Below are 18,904 nucleotides of genomic sequence, written 5' to 3' on the forward strand. Positions count from 1 at the left end.
TCATGATTGTAAGCCGTCGGTCATCCCACATCAAAGTAGGGTTATTTATTAGCTTGCAGGCTCTCCAGCGATGTATAAATGTAGGATTCGAATCCTTCAGCAGGTTCACCTTGTGGAATGTTCACTTTCACGATGAAACCGCCTGTTTTATTTTCTACAACAATATATTGTTGTGTCATCTTCGAACCGCTCGCTTGCAAGAACAGACGGCTGCTGGTCAGCTCTTGAGGGACGGATGCTTTGTCCAGCTTTTGCACCTTGCCGATGGAGGCTAGATCCTTCTCGCCTTCTTTTTGAAGTTCATCCAGATTAAAATCGGAGGGCAGCTTTGTAATTTCAGCATAATAGTTATCATCTACAGCTAAGGCAACACGGTTTTGATCGGGAAACAGAGACATTGGATCAAACACATACAGTGAATATCCCTCTCCTTTTGCCAATGTTGCTGTCTGCTTTTCCTTTTTTCCTTCAAGGGTAAGCTCAAAAGTTTGAGTTTTCGAGCGTTCCCCGCCTACTTGTTGACCAGAACTTCCGTTTTGATTGCTATCTGTTCCAGTCTCTGTCTTTTGTATTTTCGTTAAAGTCAGTTGCTTCGCCGTCGCTTCGCCCTCTACTGCTTTTTCGATATATTCAAACGCTACCGAATCGCCTTCCTTAAGCCCAGCTATTACTGTGTCCAGTCCCTCCCCCAGTTGGAAGGATTGGGCTTCGCCATTGGTTTCAATCTCTACCGTATGCGGGTCAGCAGCTCCATTGTATACACCTGTGCCTTTTTTAACCTCCGACTCAGCGACCGGCTCCGGTTTAACCTGCGTCTGCTGTTGCGTTTGCGGTTGGTCTGCCCCTTGAGGTGCGGTGTTATTGGTTTGCGGTTTCGTTCCACAGGCTGACAGAGCCAGCACTGCCACTACAGTCAGTAGTATGATTGAAAATGTGTTTTGTTTTTTCATAAAATCCACCTCCACTATGATAGACGAGCTTGTGCAGCAAAAGTTCTACGCAGCATCTCACTTAAAATCCTACCTCCCTGCTCCCGTTTATTATATTCTCAGGATTTTGCTAAATCCTAATACCACGGGAATGTCAGGTACGGTATAATGGGCTGTATTAAACCCTATTTTCGAGATACCGTTTTGAAGGAACATAGACGTATTTATTTTCCTCCATACGGATGGAGCTGCCACATGAATCAAGCACACAAAACGTCGTTTTCCTTTGAATTATTGTACATCATAGGTATTATCGCTATTTCGTTCTCCTCGATCTTCGTAAGATGGTCTGAAGCCGAGGTGTCCGTCATCGCTATGTACCGTTTGTACCTAACCAATCTGATCATGCTGCCTTTGGTCTGGAAATACCGCACCGAGCTGTTTAGCCTGACCCGTAAACAGTGGATGCTAATCCTCTGGTCCGGTATTGCGCTGGGGCTGCATTTCTTGCTCTGGATGGGCTCACTGCGACTGACCACCGTTGCAAGCTCTACCGTTATTATGACATTGGAGCCGATCCTTGTCATGCTCGGTTCTTTTTTGTTTTTCCGGACGGGCACGAATCGCGCCATGCTCATCGGAATGGGTATGGCTTTTGTCGGCTCACTGGCCATCGGAGCTGGAGACTTCCATGTCTCGGGACAAGCCCTGCTCGGGGACGCACTGTCCTTCTTGGGTATGGTAGCCGTGTCTATCCATATGCTGATGGGCAAGCATCTGCGCGAGCATTTGAGTGCGTTCGTCTATAATTTTTGGGTTTTCGCCATCGCAGCCACATCACTTGCGCTGTATAATGTGGTCAACACCATTCCTTTTACCGGATACGCTCCACGGGAATGGGGACTGTTCCTGCTGTTAGCCATTGTGCCTACGCTGTTCGGACATTATCTATTTAACTGGCTACTCAAATACATTAACGCCACTGCGGTGTCGATGGCGGTACTCGGTGAGCCCGTTATTTCTTCCCTGCTAGCTTGGGTGCTGCTCGGGGAAAGGCTGTCTGCCTTACAATTTGGTGCAGGCTTTTTCATCTTATTCGGGGTATGGATTTTTATCCGATACGGAGCGGATTTTAAAAAGAAAGTTGTCCATCAAAGTGAGTTGCCTGACACTGAGCATCCCCTGAAGACCAGCTCTTAACTTATTTACCCCATTTTCATAAACCATACTCAATGGATTAAATTTACTTCTAAAAAAAGGAAGGCGGAATTCTCTATGAAATCCATCGTATCCAAACGCTGGCTGCTGGCCCGATTGTATGAGCCGGACATGATCATTGCCGACTGCCGCTCCCTGCTCGGACAAGCCGGGGCGGGACGGACTCAATTTAATGAAGACCATATTCCGGGGGCGGTTCACTTCGATTTGGAAGAAGACCTTACTGCTCCTCTTGGTGAGCATGGGGGTCGCCATCCCTTACCTGATGTGAATACACTTGCTGCACGTCTGAGCCGTGCCGGGATCAACGCATCTTCACGCATCGTCGCTTATGATGACCAAGGCGGTATGATGGCTTCCCGCTTTTGGTGGCTCCTGCGCTATCTGGGGCATGAGCAGGTATATGTGCTGGAAGAAGGCTACAGCGCTTGGAAGGAAGCGAAGTTCCCCGTGACGGCAGACCAGCCGATTCGCATTCCCTCGACCTTTGTAGCAAATGTTCAGCCGCAAATGCTCACAAGTATGCAAGAAGTGCAGCGTGTATCCGAAGATTCTGTTCCTGTTGGCTCCTATATCGGGTTTTCACCTATATTGATCGACTCCAGAGAGCGGCCGCGCTACCTGGGGCTGGAGGAGCCTATAGATCAAGCAGCGGGGCATATCCCCGGTGCAGTGAATTTCTTCTGGAAAGAAGTATTGGACGAAAAAGGCAGCTTTAAAAATGCGGAACAATTGCAGCAGCACTTTGCCGACCTAGATCCAAACGCAGAAATTATCGTGTACTGCGGTTCCGGCGTATCCGCCTGTCCCAATGTACTCGCCTTGAATGAAGCTGGATTTAGCAAGGTCCGTTTATATCCGGGAAGCTGGAGCGACTGGATCAGCTATGAGGGGAATCCGGTGGCGACCGGAGAGGAATAAAAAGTTTCAACGGGTATACAGGTTCAAAAGACAAATACACTGTCCTAAGCGATTAGGCTTACGGCAGTGTATTTGCTTTGTTTAAAAGTACACAAAAAATCAACTTGAGCCGAGTGAAGCAATAAAACGATGTAGTTGAAGTTGCTTGCTTCTTTGAATAGCTTTCAAATCTTTTGAACAACTATATATCTTAATTCATATTCTTTTTGTTGTTTTTCTGCATATGTCAGATTTTCTCTTATGGAACCCTTTTCTAATATATTCAAATCATTAAAATGTTCTATTAAATCTTCTTCAGTAAAAAAGTGAGCATATTTCCCTTCCTTGTATTCATATGTTCCTTCCTCAACTTTCCTACCTATACCATTATTAAAATCGCGATCAGAAAAACACGTAAAATACATCACTCCCTGTTCCTTCAAATGCATCACACAATTCTGTATCAATTTTTTTCGGTCTTCTAACAAAAATAAATGTAATAAATCATAACAATATATGCCGTCATACCTTTTGCTTGTACTAAACTCTAATACCGATTCTTGAATAAAATTAGTTTTTAAATCCCATTCTTTTGCTAGACCTATAGCTGAAGTAGATATCTCCATTCCATCAACCTGAAAATAAGAAGAGAATTCCTTGGTATTTCTTCCATATCCAGCACCAGGAACCAAAATATCATGTACATTATTCTTTTTGAACCAATCTATAGCTTGGGTTACAGTTTGACTTGGTTCACAACCCCAAATCATCCCTTCTTCAGTAAATCTTTTGTTCCAATAATCCCCCATATTATTCACCCGCCTATATAATCACATGGCTTTTCTTTTAAGCTCATCAATCTGTTTTATATGATGTTGATCATGCCAGATAAAATCTCTTAAATATGATATTACAGTAAACTTCCCGTCAGCATATTCTTTAGTAAACTTGTCCTGTTCCAAACTCTCTATACTCTGTAATATCATGTTACGGTACTGAATAGTCATTTTAATTAATTCTTCTTTCGTTTTTGTTTTTCCATATTCAATAGCATCCTGATTAAATTGTTCAAAATCCATATTTGTTAATGTCAGAGGCTTATTGTTCAATATCGGATTTATGGCTGCTTCAAAAAAGTATTTATCCCACAGTAATATATGACTTACGATATCGTGAACTGACCATTTATCTTCGGCAATCTTTATTTGCCAATCCATTTCACGAATCTCAGAAACAAAACGTATCCATTCCTTGAACTCCTCTAGTAACCGCGACTTCTCATTCATGGTATCACGCTCCTTTTTTCAAATTATTCATTGTTCCTTTGCCATTCATCTGCTAAAATCGCATATTGATTTGCATTATGCCAAATGGGTTGTCCTTCTTTTCGCATCAACAAGCGCTCCAATAATCTCCACGATGAAGCGTTTTCTGGATTACACATCGCAATAATCCGATGAGCCTTTAACTCTTCAAATCCATATTGCAATACTCTTCTACTTGCCTCAGTAGCATATCCATTTCCATAGTATCTTTGGTTGAATATGTATCCTATTTCCCATGTTAAAAACTCAAACGGTACGGTTTGATTAAAATAAATGTGTCCTATCAATTTATTGTTTTCTCTTAATACAACTGCCATAAAAATATTGCTTTGCGATCGTTCCAATGTCATCTGCTTACAATCTTCCTCATTACAAACTTCCCCACGTTCATACTTCAATACTTCTTCTATTGATAAGTTAATCATGTAGATCATTCCAATCATCAGATCGAAAATTTCTTATAAGTAATCTTTCTGACTCTAAATCTATCATAATTATCGCCTCTGATACGTTTATTTAGCCTTTGCCTGAATTACTTTTACCGATCATTTAATCCCTCTCCATTGAGAATTTTCTGCATACATTTTTCAACCCTTGACTCCCGAGTTTTAGATTGTTTCGGTGCAGAAAAATACATAATAGAACTACTACGACCTTCTATTCTTCATTCATTCTATCTGCTCGTATCCAGCTCATCTCCTCAATATTTAATAATTCTTTAAACTCTTCTACTAACTGATGCTTAGATTCTAATTGTGTATAGTAATCATTATTCAAAATATCGTCTAATTGTTTTATTCGCTCATTATCTAGTTCAAAAAAACTAAATGTTTCTAGATTGCAATTTGTAAACTGTTTTGCTATTTTCTCATTGTATTCATTAGATCTCAGAACTTCTTCAATTAATTCAGTTCTGATTTTGTCCCCTCTAGGGTCGACATATAAAAATTCAATGTGATCTTCCTCTGGATATCTTTCTTCTGCAAGCTTAATAATTAAAGTATCTAATAACACATATGATATATGAAGACTTGCTATCTCTTGTAAATTGTAAACTACACGGTATCCCCAACAGTGATCTTCAAAATTATAAAAATATAACACTGGGATTTTTTCTGAAATTTGAAATAGACTTTCCGGAATTTCTTCACTTACTTCTGTATCTTTGGTTACGAAAACAAACCATTTGTCATTTAAATCCTCCGCGTATACAGGATCATAATCAAGAACTGCTCTTTTATATTTCAATAGTGATAAGCTTCCTGAAGTCAATTCACTCATTGTTTTGGCTCCTTTTTAGTCATATTTCACTAATACTCTTCAAATTTATATTTTGTTAATTTATTTAATTCGATTACTTGTTCTTTATTAAAATAGCCCACTAGGCAGCTTTGATCTAAAATTGAAATATATAATTCCATGGATTGTTCAGTCTTTATTAACTCATTAAATTTCTTGAATATCTCCATATCCAACCAATCATCATCTACTTTCATTTCCCATCTTATAAGTTCATTCTTATATTCAAAAGAGACCCATGCAGTACTATTCTGAATATCTACGTAATCCGTTATCTTATTTAAATTAAGTTTTGTCATATTCTCTAATCGCATTATTACTCTTGCATAGTCTCCATAGTCCTCAATACATTCCGTATCTAAATACCAAATTTTATCAGATACATTTATAAATTCACCATTCACTTCAACTTCTCCACCTAAAGTAAGTAGTAGCAAGTTGTAGGGATCTTCTTCAAATTCACTTCTTGAGATTTCTTCTAAAAGTAATTCTTTCTTTAAATCTGCATTCATGAAGATACCCAATTCAGAAAGTTTGTTTAGTTGATCTTCAAATATTGTTTTCTTTTTCTTAAATAAACCAGACAACCTAAACACCTTCTTTTTATAGTTTGCATCCCTTTCCTATAACGTTACTATATTCATGAAGCTTGCCAGGGGTTGTCTACTGAAATTCCCCTTCGAAATTCATCCCGCTGACTGAGACACCGTAAGAGTCGCTGCTTGAATATGTTGTTAAATATTGTCTTTTCGTCTTTGAATTAGTGTAGCTTTATTATTTTTCTATTATTCCAAAAGTATTATTAATGACTCTTTCATAGCTTGTCCATTCAAAATAAAAGGGACCTATATTTATTGTTTTGTTCTCATGCTCCAACTTAAAATCCTTCCAAATTACAATGTCTTCTTCTCTGTCAATTTTCACTGAGATATAACCACACTCTTCATCTCCACACCAAGGACATACAAGTATTGGATATCTATAATACATATGTTCATGTGGTTTCTTTAGCAAAAAGTACTGAATCATTTCTTTTTGATAAGCTTCACTCCCCCATCCTAAGGATGGAACCAAATCGTGTTTCTTGAGCATTTGGTAAAGTGATCTTCCATCAATAATTAAATCTGAAAATTTTGTATTTTTATTCCCATCTTGCTCTGGGTCAAATTCATCATATCGGCTGGAAAGTTTAGTTTGTAGAGTATTTATCGTTGTCATTGGTTTCTCCTTGTTGATTATCATATATAGATTTCACTTAACGTTGATGTATTCACAACCCTCACCGACTTAAAGACCGAAGGCCTGGCGTGATGCGCTTAGTCGGTGCAGGCTTGTCCTATCAGTCACTTCCTCGCCTAATGCTTCTTGGACCAATGGTCGACTTGCCTCGGCCCTTAGCGTTGAATGTAATGTTAGGTGAAGCATTGTAACTTCTTTGAATCTGCTTTAATTATTATTTTTCTGATTTGCTCGCTCTTTTATCGTTTTAATTACTCCTCTATATCTTTCTACATCATACTGAAAATTCAAGCCATGCGTAATCATTATGCTCTTTAGATCATCAAATTTATGTATTAATTCTTCTAAAAAATCTATTATTTGGTCCCAAGAGAAAGCAAATTTATTAGAAGTCTTAACGAATTGATCCTTAAAAGGCGATTGCTCAGTTAACCAAAACAATTTATCATCCTCATGACTGACTTCAACATAGTATCCCCCACAACCAAATATGCCGCAAGTACAAGTGAACATAGGATACTTTCCTGGAAAAATTAATGATTTTAAAAATTCATCTTCAACAAACACTTCATCTTCGTCCAACTTATTTCCGTTTATATATAAAGCTATCCTCCAATCAATAACAGGAACCATTCGCCCAGAATGTCTTGTAATATTTTTGTATTCTTTTCTTATGTCAATTTCCATATCTACTGACAGCACATCAAGTCTATTTTCATCTACTTTATTTAAGAATGTTTTCATGGTTTCTCTCCGAACTTGTTGTATAACCACCATATTTCGCCTAATGTTTCTATATTCATGAGCTCCCTCAGGGGTTGCTGTCTGCTCTGTCTTGCAGACCAAGAGCTCTGCAAGACCCGAAGCATGAATATTGTGTTATATGATTGTTACCATCTTTTATGAAATACCTGCAGTCCTTAATTCAGCTTCCATTATTGCAAAGTATACATCCATGGCAATTTAAATAGATGTTATGCTTTTCGCATTTGGGATACCCTCTTGGAATTGTAGGGTTATCATCCCCCTCTTCAATTTCTGACCATTCTATATAATTGTTCATGTCAATATCTTCTTTATTAAATACTTTAATCATTAAGCCAAATTGATTCAAACAATTAACAACCCAATCTTGCCGTGGTTTATAGCTTAATTTCTCCCACCCTAAGCCATCTGCTGCATTTGAAATAGTATCTAGTATAAAATCTTTCTCACTTTCAAAAGAGTCTATAGTCCAAGGCATTTCATCAATATCAAAACCAACTGTTCCTATTCCAACTACAGACTGATCCCTTTGTGCTAGCCAAATAATTAATTCTTTTTCTCGATTCGTTTTAGCTAGTACTGATCCACTAATAGCTAGAACTTCAATAAAGACTGATGTTAATCCATTTGACATACCTATGGGTTCAACTACATCATTTAATTGTTTTGGTAATGAAATGGTGTTCGCCATATTATCCTCCACTCCTTTTTAACTTGGTTTACATGGTGATTTTCATCTAACAACTCTGCATCCATGAACCCCAAAGGGTTTGTCTGCGAAATTCCTCTTCGTAATCCAACTCGCAGACCTAGGCTCCATTGGAGGCGCAGCTTGAATATTATATTTTAAAGGTCACTTCCTTCATTGATTTCCTCAACGTTAATTTTTGTTCAACTCCTTTGTCAGTATTATTTCCAGAGGTTCGTTCTCAAGCATTAAACATCCAGCATCTCTATATCCAAGCTTCCTATAAAAATGTTGAGCTTCTTCATTTGAAAGTGTTGAGGTCATAACCATTTCAAAACCTTTTTGTTTCATTAATTCTTCCCAATAGTGGACAACTTTTTTACCAATACCTGTTCCTCTATACTCCTCATCTATCCATATCATATTCATAAATGGTGTGTTGTCCCAGAAAAATCCGTATCTCATCCAACCTATTTCTTGATTGGATTCTCTAATGATTAGAATTTCATTTTCTTTTATTTTTGCTCTTATCAGTGTCTTATGTATGTGCTTGTCTCTTAACGAGATATACTCATAATCTGATTCAATCGCAAAATCAATCTGCATTGTAAATCCTCCCTTGCACTCTTTTCATTGAATATCTTCTTGATGACACTTAGCACTGATGTAACATAACGTTTGTACATTACATAAGTTTATAAAATCTTTTCAAAAATGTATAAGTCACCTTCTTCTCTAACCTTAGTAAACCCACACTTTGAATAAAGGTGATGATTCTTCACACTCCAGCTAGGAGTATCCAGCCACCATTCAGTACTGTCTGGAAATTCACTTTCAATTTTCTCCATCACCTTCGTTCCGATTCCTTGATTTTTAAAATTCGGATCAATAAAGATCCTTCCTAGATTATGCACTTGATTACATTCTACAAATATCATAGCTCCCCCGATTATTTCTCCATTAAAGAGTACCTTGAAATATTCGCAATTTTGCACCATCTCTTCTTTCCAAATTATGGAGTCATATCCTATGGGCCTAACGGTTTCGTTATTCTTAAAATGCTTTGATTCATCCTCAAAACTGGCCTTTTGTATTTCAGCAAGTTTTTGTGCATCATTTTTTCTAGCTTCTTCTAATGTCAGCACCAAACATACCTCCATTGTCTTTTTATTTTTTTAAGGGTTGTCTGCTGAAATGCCTCCTCGAACTCCATCCCAGCAGGTCAAGGCTCCGTGAGGATTCAATGCTTGAATATTATGTTATCAGAAGTTACCGAACTTCTTCACTATGCATTCAAAATCAATGGGCAAATTTTTTTATCAGCGAACTTTCTTATATGGTCTTTTCCATTTTGTAGTTTGATTATTAGTTCATATGCATCTCTTCGAATTATATTAATCCCATAATTAGCAAAGAGTATATCCATAAAATGACCTCCAGATCTTTCGTGTTCTTTATACTATAGTTTTTAGTACTTTTGAAATCTTATTATTATGTTTTAGTAATTCAAGAATTTCTGATAACGTTTGTGTATAAAGCCTCTAATTAGAGACTCAAATGGACGATGTTGGTTCATTTCCCTCGACACCACAATTCAGCAATTTCCAAAATTGTTCAACCATGACCGATGCCGGATATGGCATCGAACGGGTAATCCACCATTCCAATACCCCTACCGCCGCTGAAATTAAAAATTGCACCGTAATGTCCCTGTTCATTTCCTGATCGAGGTTGATCGAATCCAGATGCTCGCAGAGACTTTGCCGGAACATTGTCTCCATTTGGTTCCGAAAAACCATACTTCCCTTGTTCGTCAGCATTATAGAGTAGAATGAAGCATGCTGCTCCAAATATTCAAACGTGCGCAGTAGTGCGGTTTTGGAAGGGAGATGAAAGAAGTTATCTTCAGACATACAATTGCGTAGTAACTCGTTAATTTGAGCTTCCATGCATTGATCGCGCAGATCGTACTTGTCAGTGAAATGCAAATAAATCGTTCCGCGATTGACATTCGCTTCCTCCGCAATTTGATTGATCGTAATTCTCTCGAATTCCTTATCTGACATCAGCCTCATAAAAGCATCAATAATGGCTTGCCTCGATTTTTGAATACGCCTGTCCATATCCTTCTCCCCTTTGTACCATCCGAAAAAATGAACATTTCGAAGTCCTCTGTTGAAAAATCAACAACCACGCTTGTTTTAACCATTGAATCCATTATACCGCTCTGATACATTCACTTTATAGAATTTATGTTGATGATTCAACATATGTTCAATTCTAGAGAAGCCATAATCATGAAAGCTATTGTTTTACAATCTTTGAGATGAATTTATTCACAAGAATTAGGAGGGTTTAAAAATTGAAACTTACAGGAAACACTATCTTTATTACAGGCGGCGGTTCGGGAATTGGACGTGCGTTAGCAGAAGCTCTCCACAATCTTGGAAATAAAGTTATTGTCGCCGGTCGACGTAAAGAGCGTCTGGAGGAGACGATCAAAGCGAATCCCGGCATGTCCGCAGTGGAATTGAATGTACAAGACCCTGCCAGCATAAAGGCGACCGCCAAGCAGTTAATCAAAGAATACCCGGATGTGAATGTCCTGATTAACAACGCCGGCATCATACAGTCCGATTACGCGGCGGGCGTGATCGATGAGGATGTTTTGGTTTCGACTGTCACTACAAACTTGCTAGGTCCCATTCGGTTGACCTCTGCATTCATCGAGCATTTGAAGTCCAAAGAGGAAGCGGTTGTCATTAACACAACTTCAATACTCGGATTTGTACCGTTAGCGACAACTGCTGTATACTCCGCGACAAAAGCAGCACTTCATACCTATACGCTATCCCAAAGGTACATGCTTAAAGACACATCGGTCAAAGTAATAGAAATTGTGCCCCCATGGGTTCAAAGCAACAACGATGAACCACGCGCGATGCCACTTACTTCATTCATTGATGAAACAATAAAGATACTTGGCACGGATACAGACGAAGTTCTGGTGGAAGAAGCGAAAATGTTTCGAAATAACCCTGGCCGGAACGAAGGTGTTTTTGTGACCCAGCTTAACGATACGATGAATTCTGAACCTCCAAAGTTCCATTGATCCATCTGTAATTCAATTCTCAAAAATTTAGGCGAACATGAAGTAGACACTCAGCTCCGTCTACTCCATGTTCATTTTATTGCAACTTGCTCGTGAAGTAAGAAAAAGCGCCAAGCGGTCACACCCATGTTTACCTCTTAAATAATTTTGTTGATTTCACATAGCGTTTGGGTATTCCTGAAGTTCAAGCAGCCCTTTGTTAGGTGATGTCGGGGACATCCTCGATTTACTAAAAAAATGTTTTCATGATCTTACTTCATTTAAAAATCTTGTTATTATCGGTAGGTCGGGAGGACTTATTTGATTAGGTATCTTGTTTAAATCAAAAAATCGTATATCTTGTACTTCAGCTTCATCACCTTTAATTATTCCACTGTATTCTTTACATATATAAGCTGCAACTACGTTATATACTTCATCTCCATGAGGATATCGATAGTAAAGTTCCGGGCCTGAAAATATATCAAGTAATTCTAACTCTTCAGCTTCTAAGCCTACCTCTTCAAAAAGTTCCCGGCTTGCAACCTCCTTCATATTCTCACCAGGCTCCATTGAACCTCCTGGTAATCCCCATAGACCATTATCAGTTCTTTGTTGCAATAGTAATCGTCCCTCATCATCTATGAGAATCACACATGCTCCTGCCATAATTATAGGTCGGGTACCTACTAACTCTCTTAATTCTCTTATGTAATTCAATATCTTCACGCCCCTTTGAGATCCTCCAACAGACCAACGCTCCGTTAGGAGCCACTGCTTAAACATTATGTTATACGATTGTGCCATCTCTGATTAAGCCACAAAAATAAGTTTATAGAGTCTTTTTAAAAATGTATAAGTCACCTTCTTCTCTAACCTTAGTAAACCCACACTTTGAATAGAAGTGATGATTTTTCACACTCCAGCTAGGAGTATCCAGCCACCATTCAGTGCTGTCTGGAAATTTACTTTCAATTTTCTCCATCACCTTCGTTCCGATTCCTTGATTTTTAAAATTTGGATCAATAAAGATTCTTCCTATATTATGCACTTGATTACATTCTACAAATATCATAGCTCCCCCGATTATTTCTCCATTAAAGAGCACCTTGAAATATTCGCAATTTTGCATCATACCTCCTTGCCAACTTATGGAATCATATCTTATTGGCTCAACGGTTTCGTTATTATTAAAATGCTTTGATTCATCCTCAAAGCTGGCCTTTTGTATTTCAGCAAGTCTTTGTGCATCATTTTTTCTAGCTTTTTCTAATGTCAGCACCAAACATACCTCCTAGTTTTTTATTATTTTATTTTTTCCTTACGCAGGTTTCGTCTAACGATCTTGTATTCACAATCCTCACCACCTTAAAGAGAGCAGAGCGACTGGCTGCGATGCAGTTAGGTGGTGTAGGGTTGTCAGCCTGATACGATTTCTTCGAAATGCCTCCAGCAGACCAAGGGGGATAAGCTTCAAAGCGTGAACACATTGTTATCAGATGTGATTACCTTCTTCGAGTTACTCTACAACGCACTTCATTAATTACTTTATTTACTTGGTTCTTTACATTTCTTATTGTATTGAATTAAAATAATATCCCTCTTTCTTAGTTAGAAAGTGCTTAGAAAAAGGGAATGTATTTGCGTAAAAAAGCTTATTATATACGGTGATAAGTCGAACTATGTTATCGCTTATATTCAGGCTCTTCCAAAGTAATAGGATTCGGATTGCTGAGTACCCAATGCACTGCCAGTTCACACAGTCTCGCAGGTTCATCACTACCATTTCCGTTATGAAGTTCTTTCACTAATGTTACTGCCTCCTTAAGTGAAGCGGGATTTAATGGTGTACCCAAGCTAAAGTAATGTATCGAGCTATTGAGCATTTTACGATATTGGTTATCCCAGTTAATACCACCATTATCTAAAATTTCGTATAACACTTTACCAGTAATACGGATAACCTCACCCTGTACGGTTTGCGCATGTCCCTTTGAAGGAATTAGTAAATTCCAGAGTTCATTATGTTGTGCCTGCCATTCTTTTGTTGATACTATTATTGAAGAGACGCCGTCGTGCGTCTTTCGCTTCTCTACTGGGGGAACATCAAATAGCTCATATAGACGTAAAAGTGCCTCATCGGTTTGATTCAAATATTCTTTATTAAAGCCTTCTCTGTGAAATTCAAAGTCGCTTCCGATTCGCTTAATAGAATCTTTCATTTCCGGCGTTACAGTTGTTCCAGCGTTAAGCAAAATATCGGCAACTTCCGCCGTATTGACAATATCCGCGTTTTTGCACAATGCCAAAGCTTTCTCTAATGGAGTCTGTCTCATCTTATTTTTTGCGCTGATATTTGCGCCTTTAGTAACCAACGTGTAAACCGCCTTTGGTTTAAATGAACCTGCGGCGGCAAATAAAGGAGTCTCGTTTTGATAATCAACGGCTTCTACATCTGCACCCAAATCAAGCAGCAACTCAGTATTACCACACCAACTCATTGCATGTTTGTGCAAAGGCGTTTTTCCGTAATTGTCTCTAGCATTTATATCAGCGCCCTGTTCCACGAGCCAGCGAACCAATTCATTCGGTACTTGGTAAAAGCACAAGGCTGTTGATTTACTATAACCGCCACGGGCATCCAATTCGCATCGGGTAAATACCTCTTTTAGTGCTGATATGTCACCTACATTAATTAGTTCATCAAAATTTTTCGGTAAGGTTTTTTTCTTCTTGCCCATATGTGCTTTCTCTCCTTATGTCAAAGTTTATAAATTTTCTTCATCACCATATAAACTCTACATTTTACCATCTTTTTAATTTTTGTAGTATTAATAAAAATTGCGCTCTGAAATCCATCTCGCGGACCAAGGCTCCGAAGGAGCCATGCTTGAATATTATGTTATACGACGGAATCGCTTCTCGAATCTGCTTTCGTCAATGGACAAGGCACATAGCACAGGTGGCTCTGCCACTTAGCCGGTTAAATGTGTCCGGTGAATCCGCTCCTCCGAAATGCCTCTTCCGCAACAAGGGTCGGGCTTGTCCCGGTCCACTGCATTGAATACGATGTTAGATGATGTCACTCACTTCTTCGAGTTGCATTCAAAGTAATTATTATTCTTGTTTCCATTTATGTGTTTCGAGTAGTTTACCAGTTTCATAATAATACTCTATTACTTCAAGCATAGGAATTAATTCTATACAAATGTTATCGCAATAATTGCCTAACTGACCACCAGCAACCAGAAGAATTTCACTGTTTCCCTGTTTATCATTCATAAGAGTATATATATTACCATCAAGTGTAATAGACACTATGAAATATTCCGGTCCGCCTCCAACTAATGCTGAATCTGTGTCTGATACCTCAAAAAAAACTAATGTAAATTTATCTCCGTCGAGTTTTCTTAAAAAACTTAAAGTGTCTGCCCATGTAGGATTCATAACTATTTTTTCATTGAAAGTGGTCCCATTCCATTCATCAATACTAATAGATTTTATCATTTATTCTTTGCATCCTTTTTAGAAGGTTTATTTATTTGGGTGCCTTTCATCTAACGGTTCTGTATTCACGCCTCCAGCGAATGCTGGGGTGTCCTGCAGCTATCTCCTTTTCCAAAATCCTTCTGCCGGGCCGAGGGCGTATGCCCGATGTGTGATACTATGTTATCAGATGGACTATGACAATTTTGAGGATATTTACAAAATTTCTTCTCCCTTTAATATTTCATTTGAGAACTGGTCCACAGCCAACCACGTTGAAACATCCTCTTTGATATTCTTACTCCAAGCAACTAAAAAATGTACTTGGCATATCTCATTAGAATCAATTAGTGTCATAGGAATTTTAATGCCTTTATCAGAACTTAAGATAAAACCGTACTTTTCAAAGTCAGACTTCAAACATAGCGATTTAGGAATCATATCTCCTTGATTTCTTCTTGCCATTAACATATCCCCGTCTTGTGTTCCCAAGTGTAAACGGTATACCTGATTCTCGTATTCGACAGCTTCAAGATCTTCCCCAGTATTAGATCCATAATCTGTCCAACTGCAACCCTCTTTCCAAGAAGCAGAAAAGCTGCACGTACTTATCTGAGTATTCATATAAGGCTTTATTCTAAATACTGCTCCCCAACACTCTTCTACTGTCAAATGTAAAGCGTGATTGAGCTGGGGTCTACAGACAACTAGCTCACAATCAAATGAATCATAATAATACTTATATAATGATCCACCATTTTTGAGTTTATAACTTTGTTCTGGATGATAGAAGTTATCAGAGACTGTGAGTGAAAATTCAATTATTCCAAGAGGAGTATGTATTTGTGGCTGTAAGAGATTGTTTTCTTTATTCAAGACTCGCTCTCCATGAAATAGCTTCATTATTTCCCTCCTCATAGTCTTTCTAATAACGTTCCTGTATGCATGAAACCCTACTCGCTGGCCTAGGCTCCGATATTATGTTATGCGAAGCTTCTTCGAAAACTCTTTTGAACCGATGTCTACAATTCTTTGTTTAAAATAAACTCAAAATCTTCATCAGACACTAAATGATTATCTTTTATAAATGTCTCTAACTCATTCAAATAATTATTACAGAGTTTGATATATTTATCTCCATATTGATCTTGAATCTTATTTGAATTGATTTCAATATTAATGATTTCTTTACGTGCTCTTCTTAAAAACAATATTGAACTTGTATAATTATCACTTAGACATAAAGAAATTGAATTGTTAATATAGCAGACCAAGCCATAGAATACAGAATTTCTTCTTAAGCCTGTCCATTGCTTATGAATCTCTTCTGTATTTAATTTTTTGGCTAATTCAAAGACATGAGAATTCAAAAACATCTGGTATTCCTCCATCTTTAAGCAGTTTCGCATAACGTTTCTGTATTCATGAATCCCAAAGGGGTTGTCTGCTGAAATGCTTCTCCGAATTCCTTCCCGCAGACCCAGGCTCCAACGGAGACGCAGCTTGAATATTATGTTATATTATGTGGATGCCTTCTTCGAATTTCCTACAGTCTATTTTTAGTATTCTCCATTGTATTCAATAAAACTGGTTTGTTTAAAGAGTCTAATATGATATGGGGTATAAATATTCTTTGAATTTGGACTTAAGATTTCAATAAAACTAATTGCTGCATCTATATAGTCATCTGATGAGAAAACATCTTCATCTAGGAATCCACTTAAGAGTGCTGCATCTCCTTTATATTTCAAACAAAGATAGCCATACCCAGGGTCAACTATAACTAAATTTATTATGTCATCTTCTTCTTGTTCTTTGGAGCTATCGAAAAATCTAACTATTATGTCCTTATCTTTGTAATAAATCTCGGTGTCACAGGAGAATTTCTTATGGCTAAACTTCATTGTGCTATCGCTCCCGCTGTTAGATTTTTTAGCTGTAATTTTTGTATCCCTTTCACATAACGTTCTTGTATCTACGAATCCGAAGGCTTAAGACGCAAAGCGCCGGGTCCAACGGACTTAGCCCCGCAGGGTTGTGAGCTGATCCCGCTTCTCTGACGATCCCTTTAGACCCCGCAGCGTGAATACGACGTTATCTGGTGGAATAGCCTTCTTGAGCAACTTACTAAATTTTTTTAAAAATGTCACACCCCTAGATGTAATATTATTAAGTCGTCATTATTTTCAACTAGATTACATAAGGTAATTAGTTCAGAGAGAATTTTTAATAAATTAGGTTTTCTTACTTCAATTTTTTCATATTCTCCTTTATCGATTTGGTCTCTCCAAAAATAATTCCCTGTTAACTTTATTTCATTTGGAGCATTTTTAAATATCTCATACCAACCTGTAATAATTCTCTTTAGTACACTCGCTCCATTTGGATAAATAACTGTTAGCCCACAGTAATTCAATCCGAATCTATTTCCAGTTTCATTTGGTATCCACTTTACTATGAAAAACTTATGAAACACAACTCCAGCTACAACCAGTTCTCATCCGAACGGAATCTCTATTTCAAGCAGTTACATGAAGAAGTACCGGAGAATATACAGAAGACCCTATTCCTTTACGATGATGCTGAGCTTTCTGTTCAAGCTATTTTAGAACGTGAAATTTATTTGCAAGGTTTTAAGGACGCTCTTCACCTGCATAACGAATTACATATATCTTTAGATTGAGAGCCTTCTGGCTCTTTTTCATTTTGATTCTGTCGTATAACGTTCCTGTATTTACGACGCCTGGCGAATGCAAGGTGTGTCCGGCTCTTGCTGGACCGAGGACGAATGTCAGATGCGCGAATATTATGTTATACGGAGTTTCTTTCTTCTTCGAAACTACAACAAAATCTGTTATTTATTGTTCTTCTCATTCTTGAGCTTTCTCCAAATCAATTTAATTATTGATCCAGAAATATCATCATCGTTAAGAAGGAACATCTCCAACATCTTTATTGATATTTCATCATCTGCAACATCTATTTTACCTTTAGTTTCAATTTCTAAATATTCTTTAATTAGACGTGGTACTATTTCTGAATTAGATAGTTCATATCTATTGCGAATGTACATTCCTAATGAAAGGTGTAATCCACTAGTATTCTCTAACTTACGCAGGTCGCTTTTTGATTTTTCTGACAAGTCATTATTTATAATGAAATCGACTAAGTCAGGTAATGAGTCTATCACTATTTTTTCAGTCATAAGAGGCTCCTGTTCTTACTCTTATTTTATACAGCTTTTAATTTCATTAACGAACTTTCGTATAACGTTCTTGTATTCATGAACCTCGCCAGAGGTTGTCTGCTGAGATGCCTCCCCGAAATCCATACCGCAGACCAAGGCTCCAGTGGAGCCGCTGCTTGAATATTATGTTATAGGAAGTAGCCACTACATGATGTGTTTACTTAATCATCTAATATCTTCAGCATTATCCTCAAAATCTATCTCTTTAAAAATTCTTGTAATTAATTTATGTTTATCTTTCAAGTGATTTGTTATCCATGTCCTTCCTTGTTTTGATGTATAATAATCATTATCATTTTTCTCTTTTACATAGGTTTTAATCCATTTAATAGCACTATCCGGATGTTCAATTCCTAGATAATATAATGGTTTTAATGCAATCTTCATTAATTGGCTTTCAAGATCGGGTCTATAATAACAAAGATGCGAAATAATAGAGAAATATCCTATAGCAGCTCCTTCACAGTTGTAACTTGGCAGGAATTTATCTACATACAGAATTATCTCTTCATCAGAGTATTGTGTTGGTACTGTCTCTATTACATTTAGGATGTCTCGGAGCTTAGGGCTTCTGGAGAATTGATTAATCATTCACATATTCCTTTATATAAGATTTTCAGCTATTTCCTATAACGTCTAGTTTATGTACTTCGTAGATACCACACATCTTGTCTGATATCAGAACTACGTATATGATAATCCATATTGTTACATTTA

At 37.7% G+C, this 18,904-nt stretch carries 26 protein-coding genes; 4 read left to right on the forward strand and 22 right to left on the reverse strand.

The window, feature by feature from the left end; all coding sequences use genetic code 11:
* Positions 1-41 precede the first annotated feature (41 nt).
* Positions 42-950, reverse strand: a complete 909-nt coding sequence (locus NSQ68_RS17535; protein ID WP_342426659.1) for a hypothetical protein — start codon at positions 948-950, stop codon at positions 42-44.
* 234 nt (positions 951-1,184) lie between these two features.
* On the opposite strand from NSQ68_RS17535, the gene NSQ68_RS17540 reads away from it, so the two are divergent.
* A complete protein-coding gene (locus NSQ68_RS17540) occupies positions 1,185-2,129 on the forward strand; it encodes a DMT family transporter (RefSeq protein ID WP_342426660.1) in 945 nt (314 codons plus the stop codon).
* 75 nt (positions 2,130-2,204) lie between these two features.
* Positions 2,205-3,068, forward strand: a complete 864-nt coding sequence (locus NSQ68_RS17545; protein ID WP_342426661.1) for a sulfurtransferase — start codon at positions 2,205-2,207, stop codon at positions 3,066-3,068.
* 164 nt (positions 3,069-3,232) lie between these two features.
* On the opposite strand, the gene NSQ68_RS17550 is transcribed toward NSQ68_RS17545, so the two are convergent.
* The 11 genes from NSQ68_RS17550 to NSQ68_RS17600 all read right to left on the reverse strand — a co-directional run bounded on the left by NSQ68_RS17550 (position 3,233) and on the right by NSQ68_RS17600 (position 10,486).
* Positions 3,233-3,856: a class I SAM-dependent methyltransferase gene (locus NSQ68_RS17550; RefSeq protein ID WP_342426662.1), complete on the reverse strand. Its 624-nt coding sequence runs from the start codon at positions 3,854-3,856 to the stop codon at positions 3,233-3,235.
* A gap of 21 nt (positions 3,857-3,877) precedes the next feature.
* The gene (locus tag NSQ68_RS17555) at positions 3,878-4,333 is read right to left on the reverse strand and encodes a DinB family protein (protein ID WP_342426663.1); all 456 of its coding nucleotides are present in this window, start codon (positions 4,331-4,333) and stop codon (positions 3,878-3,880) included.
* A gap of 23 nt (positions 4,334-4,356) precedes the next feature.
* The gene (locus NSQ68_RS17560; RefSeq protein ID WP_342426664.1) at positions 4,357-4,797 is read right to left on the reverse strand and encodes a GNAT family N-acetyltransferase; all 441 of its coding nucleotides are present in this window, start codon (positions 4,795-4,797) and stop codon (positions 4,357-4,359) included.
* A 232-nt stretch (positions 4,798-5,029) separates the two neighbouring features.
* The gene (locus tag NSQ68_RS17565) at positions 5,030-5,653 is read right to left on the reverse strand and encodes a hypothetical protein (RefSeq protein WP_342426665.1); all 624 of its coding nucleotides are present in this window, start codon (positions 5,651-5,653) and stop codon (positions 5,030-5,032) included.
* A gap of 29 nt (positions 5,654-5,682) precedes the next feature.
* The gene (locus tag NSQ68_RS17570) at positions 5,683-6,267 is read right to left on the reverse strand and encodes a hypothetical protein (protein WP_342426666.1); all 585 of its coding nucleotides are present in this window, start codon (positions 6,265-6,267) and stop codon (positions 5,683-5,685) included.
* A 178-nt stretch (positions 6,268-6,445) separates the two neighbouring features.
* Positions 6,446-6,889, reverse strand: coding sequence for an oxidoreductase (locus NSQ68_RS17575; protein ID WP_342426667.1), 444 nt, complete (start codon positions 6,887-6,889; stop codon positions 6,446-6,448).
* Between the two features lie 228 nt (positions 6,890-7,117).
* Positions 7,118-7,654 carry a hypothetical protein gene (locus tag NSQ68_RS17580; protein ID WP_342426668.1) on the reverse strand — a complete coding sequence of 179 codons (537 nt, stop codon included), beginning with the start codon at positions 7,652-7,654 and terminating at the stop codon, positions 7,118-7,120.
* Positions 7,655-7,835: 181 nt separating this feature from the next.
* Positions 7,836-8,366 carry a hypothetical protein gene (locus NSQ68_RS17585; RefSeq protein ID WP_342426669.1) on the reverse strand — a complete coding sequence of 177 codons (531 nt, stop codon included), beginning with the start codon at positions 8,364-8,366 and terminating at the stop codon, positions 7,836-7,838.
* A gap of 189 nt (positions 8,367-8,555) precedes the next feature.
* The gene (locus NSQ68_RS17590; RefSeq protein WP_342426670.1) at positions 8,556-8,969 is read right to left on the reverse strand and encodes a GNAT family N-acetyltransferase; all 414 of its coding nucleotides are present in this window, start codon (positions 8,967-8,969) and stop codon (positions 8,556-8,558) included.
* An 89-nt stretch (positions 8,970-9,058) separates the two neighbouring features.
* Positions 9,059-9,508, reverse strand: coding sequence for a GNAT family N-acetyltransferase (locus NSQ68_RS17595; protein WP_342426671.1), 450 nt, complete (start codon positions 9,506-9,508; stop codon positions 9,059-9,061).
* Positions 9,509-9,916: 408 nt separating this feature from the next.
* Positions 9,917-10,486, reverse strand: coding sequence for a TetR/AcrR family transcriptional regulator (locus NSQ68_RS17600; protein WP_342426672.1), 570 nt, complete (start codon positions 10,484-10,486; stop codon positions 9,917-9,919).
* A 239-nt stretch (positions 10,487-10,725) separates the two neighbouring features.
* Between NSQ68_RS17600 and NSQ68_RS17605 the strand changes: the two genes are divergently transcribed.
* Entirely contained in the window at positions 10,726-11,475 is a 750-nt protein-coding gene (locus tag NSQ68_RS17605; RefSeq protein WP_342426673.1) for an SDR family NAD(P)-dependent oxidoreductase, read from the forward strand.
* 243 nt (positions 11,476-11,718) lie between these two features.
* Here NSQ68_RS17605 and NSQ68_RS17610 read toward each other — a convergent pair whose 3' ends face one another.
* From NSQ68_RS17610 to NSQ68_RS17645, 8 genes are all read right to left on the reverse strand, one after another.
* Positions 11,719-12,174 carry an NUDIX domain-containing protein gene (locus NSQ68_RS17610; RefSeq protein ID WP_071644342.1) on the reverse strand — a complete coding sequence of 152 codons (456 nt, stop codon included), beginning with the start codon at positions 12,172-12,174 and terminating at the stop codon, positions 11,719-11,721.
* A 112-nt stretch (positions 12,175-12,286) separates the two neighbouring features.
* Positions 12,287-12,736 carry a GNAT family N-acetyltransferase gene (locus NSQ68_RS17615; RefSeq protein ID WP_342426674.1) on the reverse strand — a complete coding sequence of 150 codons (450 nt, stop codon included), beginning with the start codon at positions 12,734-12,736 and terminating at the stop codon, positions 12,287-12,289.
* 403 nt (positions 12,737-13,139) lie between these two features.
* Positions 13,140-14,195 (reverse strand): ankyrin repeat domain-containing protein, encoded by a 1,056-nt coding sequence (locus NSQ68_RS17620; RefSeq protein ID WP_342426675.1) that lies wholly within the window; start codon positions 14,193-14,195, stop codon positions 13,140-13,142.
* Between the two features lie 376 nt (positions 14,196-14,571).
* Positions 14,572-14,961 (reverse strand): hypothetical protein, encoded by a 390-nt coding sequence (locus tag NSQ68_RS17625; protein WP_342426676.1) that lies wholly within the window; start codon positions 14,959-14,961, stop codon positions 14,572-14,574.
* Between the two features lie 195 nt (positions 14,962-15,156).
* A complete protein-coding gene (locus NSQ68_RS17630) occupies positions 15,157-15,843 on the reverse strand; it encodes a hypothetical protein (protein WP_342426677.1) in 687 nt (228 codons plus the stop codon).
* A gap of 119 nt (positions 15,844-15,962) precedes the next feature.
* Positions 15,963-16,316, reverse strand: coding sequence for a hypothetical protein (locus NSQ68_RS17635; protein ID WP_342426678.1), 354 nt, complete (start codon positions 16,314-16,316; stop codon positions 15,963-15,965).
* 183 nt (positions 16,317-16,499) lie between these two features.
* Positions 16,500-16,844, reverse strand: coding sequence for a hypothetical protein (locus NSQ68_RS17640; protein ID WP_342426679.1), 345 nt, complete (start codon positions 16,842-16,844; stop codon positions 16,500-16,502).
* A 242-nt stretch (positions 16,845-17,086) separates the two neighbouring features.
* Positions 17,087-17,416, reverse strand: a complete 330-nt coding sequence (locus NSQ68_RS17645) for a hypothetical protein (protein WP_342426680.1) — start codon at positions 17,414-17,416, stop codon at positions 17,087-17,089.
* Between NSQ68_RS17645 and NSQ68_RS17650 the strand changes: the two genes are divergently transcribed.
* A complete protein-coding gene (locus NSQ68_RS17650) occupies positions 17,366-17,623 on the forward strand; it encodes a hypothetical protein (RefSeq protein ID WP_342429129.1) in 258 nt (85 codons plus the stop codon). The two genes, NSQ68_RS17645 and NSQ68_RS17650, sit on opposite strands and share 51 nt — an antisense overlap.
* 171 nt (positions 17,624-17,794) lie before the next feature.
* Here NSQ68_RS17650 and NSQ68_RS17655 read toward each other — a convergent pair whose 3' ends face one another.
* Both NSQ68_RS17655 and NSQ68_RS17660 read right to left on the reverse strand, forming a co-directional pair.
* On the reverse strand, positions 17,795-18,145 hold the full coding sequence (locus NSQ68_RS17655) for a hypothetical protein (protein WP_342426681.1): 351 nt from the start codon (positions 18,143-18,145) through the stop codon (positions 17,795-17,797).
* Positions 18,146-18,352: 207 nt separating this feature from the next.
* A complete protein-coding gene (locus NSQ68_RS17660; RefSeq protein WP_342426682.1) occupies positions 18,353-18,778 on the reverse strand; it encodes a hypothetical protein in 426 nt (141 codons plus the stop codon).
* Between the last annotated feature and the right edge of the window lie 126 nt (positions 18,779-18,904).

The organism is Paenibacillus sp. FSL L8-0158 (assembly GCF_038592965.1).
Lineage (GTDB): Bacteria > Bacillota > Bacilli > Paenibacillales > Paenibacillaceae > Paenibacillus > Paenibacillus polymyxa_D.

Coding starts and splice junctions, on each gene's coding strand:
- NSQ68_RS17560 (WP_342426664.1), bottom strand. CDS start 4,797: ATGATTAACTTATCAATAGAAGAAGTATTGAAGTATGAACGTGGGGAA.
- NSQ68_RS17585 (WP_342426669.1), bottom strand. CDS start 8,366: ATGGCGAACACCATTTCATTACCAAAACAATTAAATGATGTAGTTGAA.
- NSQ68_RS17635 (WP_342426678.1), bottom strand. CDS start 16,316: ATGTTTTTGAATTCTCATGTCTTTGAATTAGCCAAAAAATTAAATACA.
- NSQ68_RS17620 (WP_342426675.1), bottom strand. CDS start 14,195: ATGGGCAAGAAGAAAAAAACCTTACCGAAAAATTTTGATGAACTAATT.
- NSQ68_RS17660 (WP_342426682.1), bottom strand. CDS start 18,778: ATGATTAATCAATTCTCCAGAAGCCCTAAGCTCCGAGACATCCTAAAT.
- NSQ68_RS17535 (WP_342426659.1), bottom strand. CDS start 950: ATGAAAAAACAAAACACATTTTCAATCATACTACTGACTGTAGTGGCA.
- NSQ68_RS17540 (WP_342426660.1), top strand. CDS start 1,185: ATGAATCAAGCACACAAAACGTCGTTTTCCTTTGAATTATTGTACATC.
- NSQ68_RS17550 (WP_342426662.1), bottom strand. CDS start 3,856: ATGGGGGATTATTGGAACAAAAGATTTACTGAAGAAGGGATGATTTGG.
- NSQ68_RS17625 (WP_342426676.1), bottom strand. CDS start 14,961: ATGATAAAATCTATTAGTATTGATGAATGGAATGGGACCACTTTCAAT.
- NSQ68_RS17655 (WP_342426681.1), bottom strand. CDS start 18,145: ATGACTGAAAAAATAGTGATAGACTCATTACCTGACTTAGTCGATTTC.
- NSQ68_RS17545 (WP_342426661.1), top strand. CDS start 2,205: ATGAAATCCATCGTATCCAAACGCTGGCTGCTGGCCCGATTGTATGAG.
- NSQ68_RS17565 (WP_342426665.1), bottom strand. CDS start 5,653: ATGAGTGAATTGACTTCAGGAAGCTTATCACTATTGAAATATAAAAGA.
- NSQ68_RS17640 (WP_342426679.1), bottom strand. CDS start 16,844: ATGAAGTTTAGCCATAAGAAATTCTCCTGTGACACCGAGATTTATTAC.
- NSQ68_RS17630 (WP_342426677.1), bottom strand. CDS start 15,843: ATGAAGCTATTTCATGGAGAGCGAGTCTTGAATAAAGAAAACAATCTC.
- NSQ68_RS17575 (WP_342426667.1), bottom strand. CDS start 6,889: ATGACAACGATAAATACTCTACAAACTAAACTTTCCAGCCGATATGAT.
- NSQ68_RS17590 (WP_342426670.1), bottom strand. CDS start 8,969: ATGCAGATTGATTTTGCGATTGAATCAGATTATGAGTATATCTCGTTA.
- NSQ68_RS17555 (WP_342426663.1), bottom strand. CDS start 4,333: ATGAATGAGAAGTCGCGGTTACTAGAGGAGTTCAAGGAATGGATACGT.
- NSQ68_RS17600 (WP_342426672.1), bottom strand. CDS start 10,486: ATGGACAGGCGTATTCAAAAATCGAGGCAAGCCATTATTGATGCTTTT.
- NSQ68_RS17580 (WP_342426668.1), bottom strand. CDS start 7,654: ATGAAAACATTCTTAAATAAAGTAGATGAAAATAGACTTGATGTGCTG.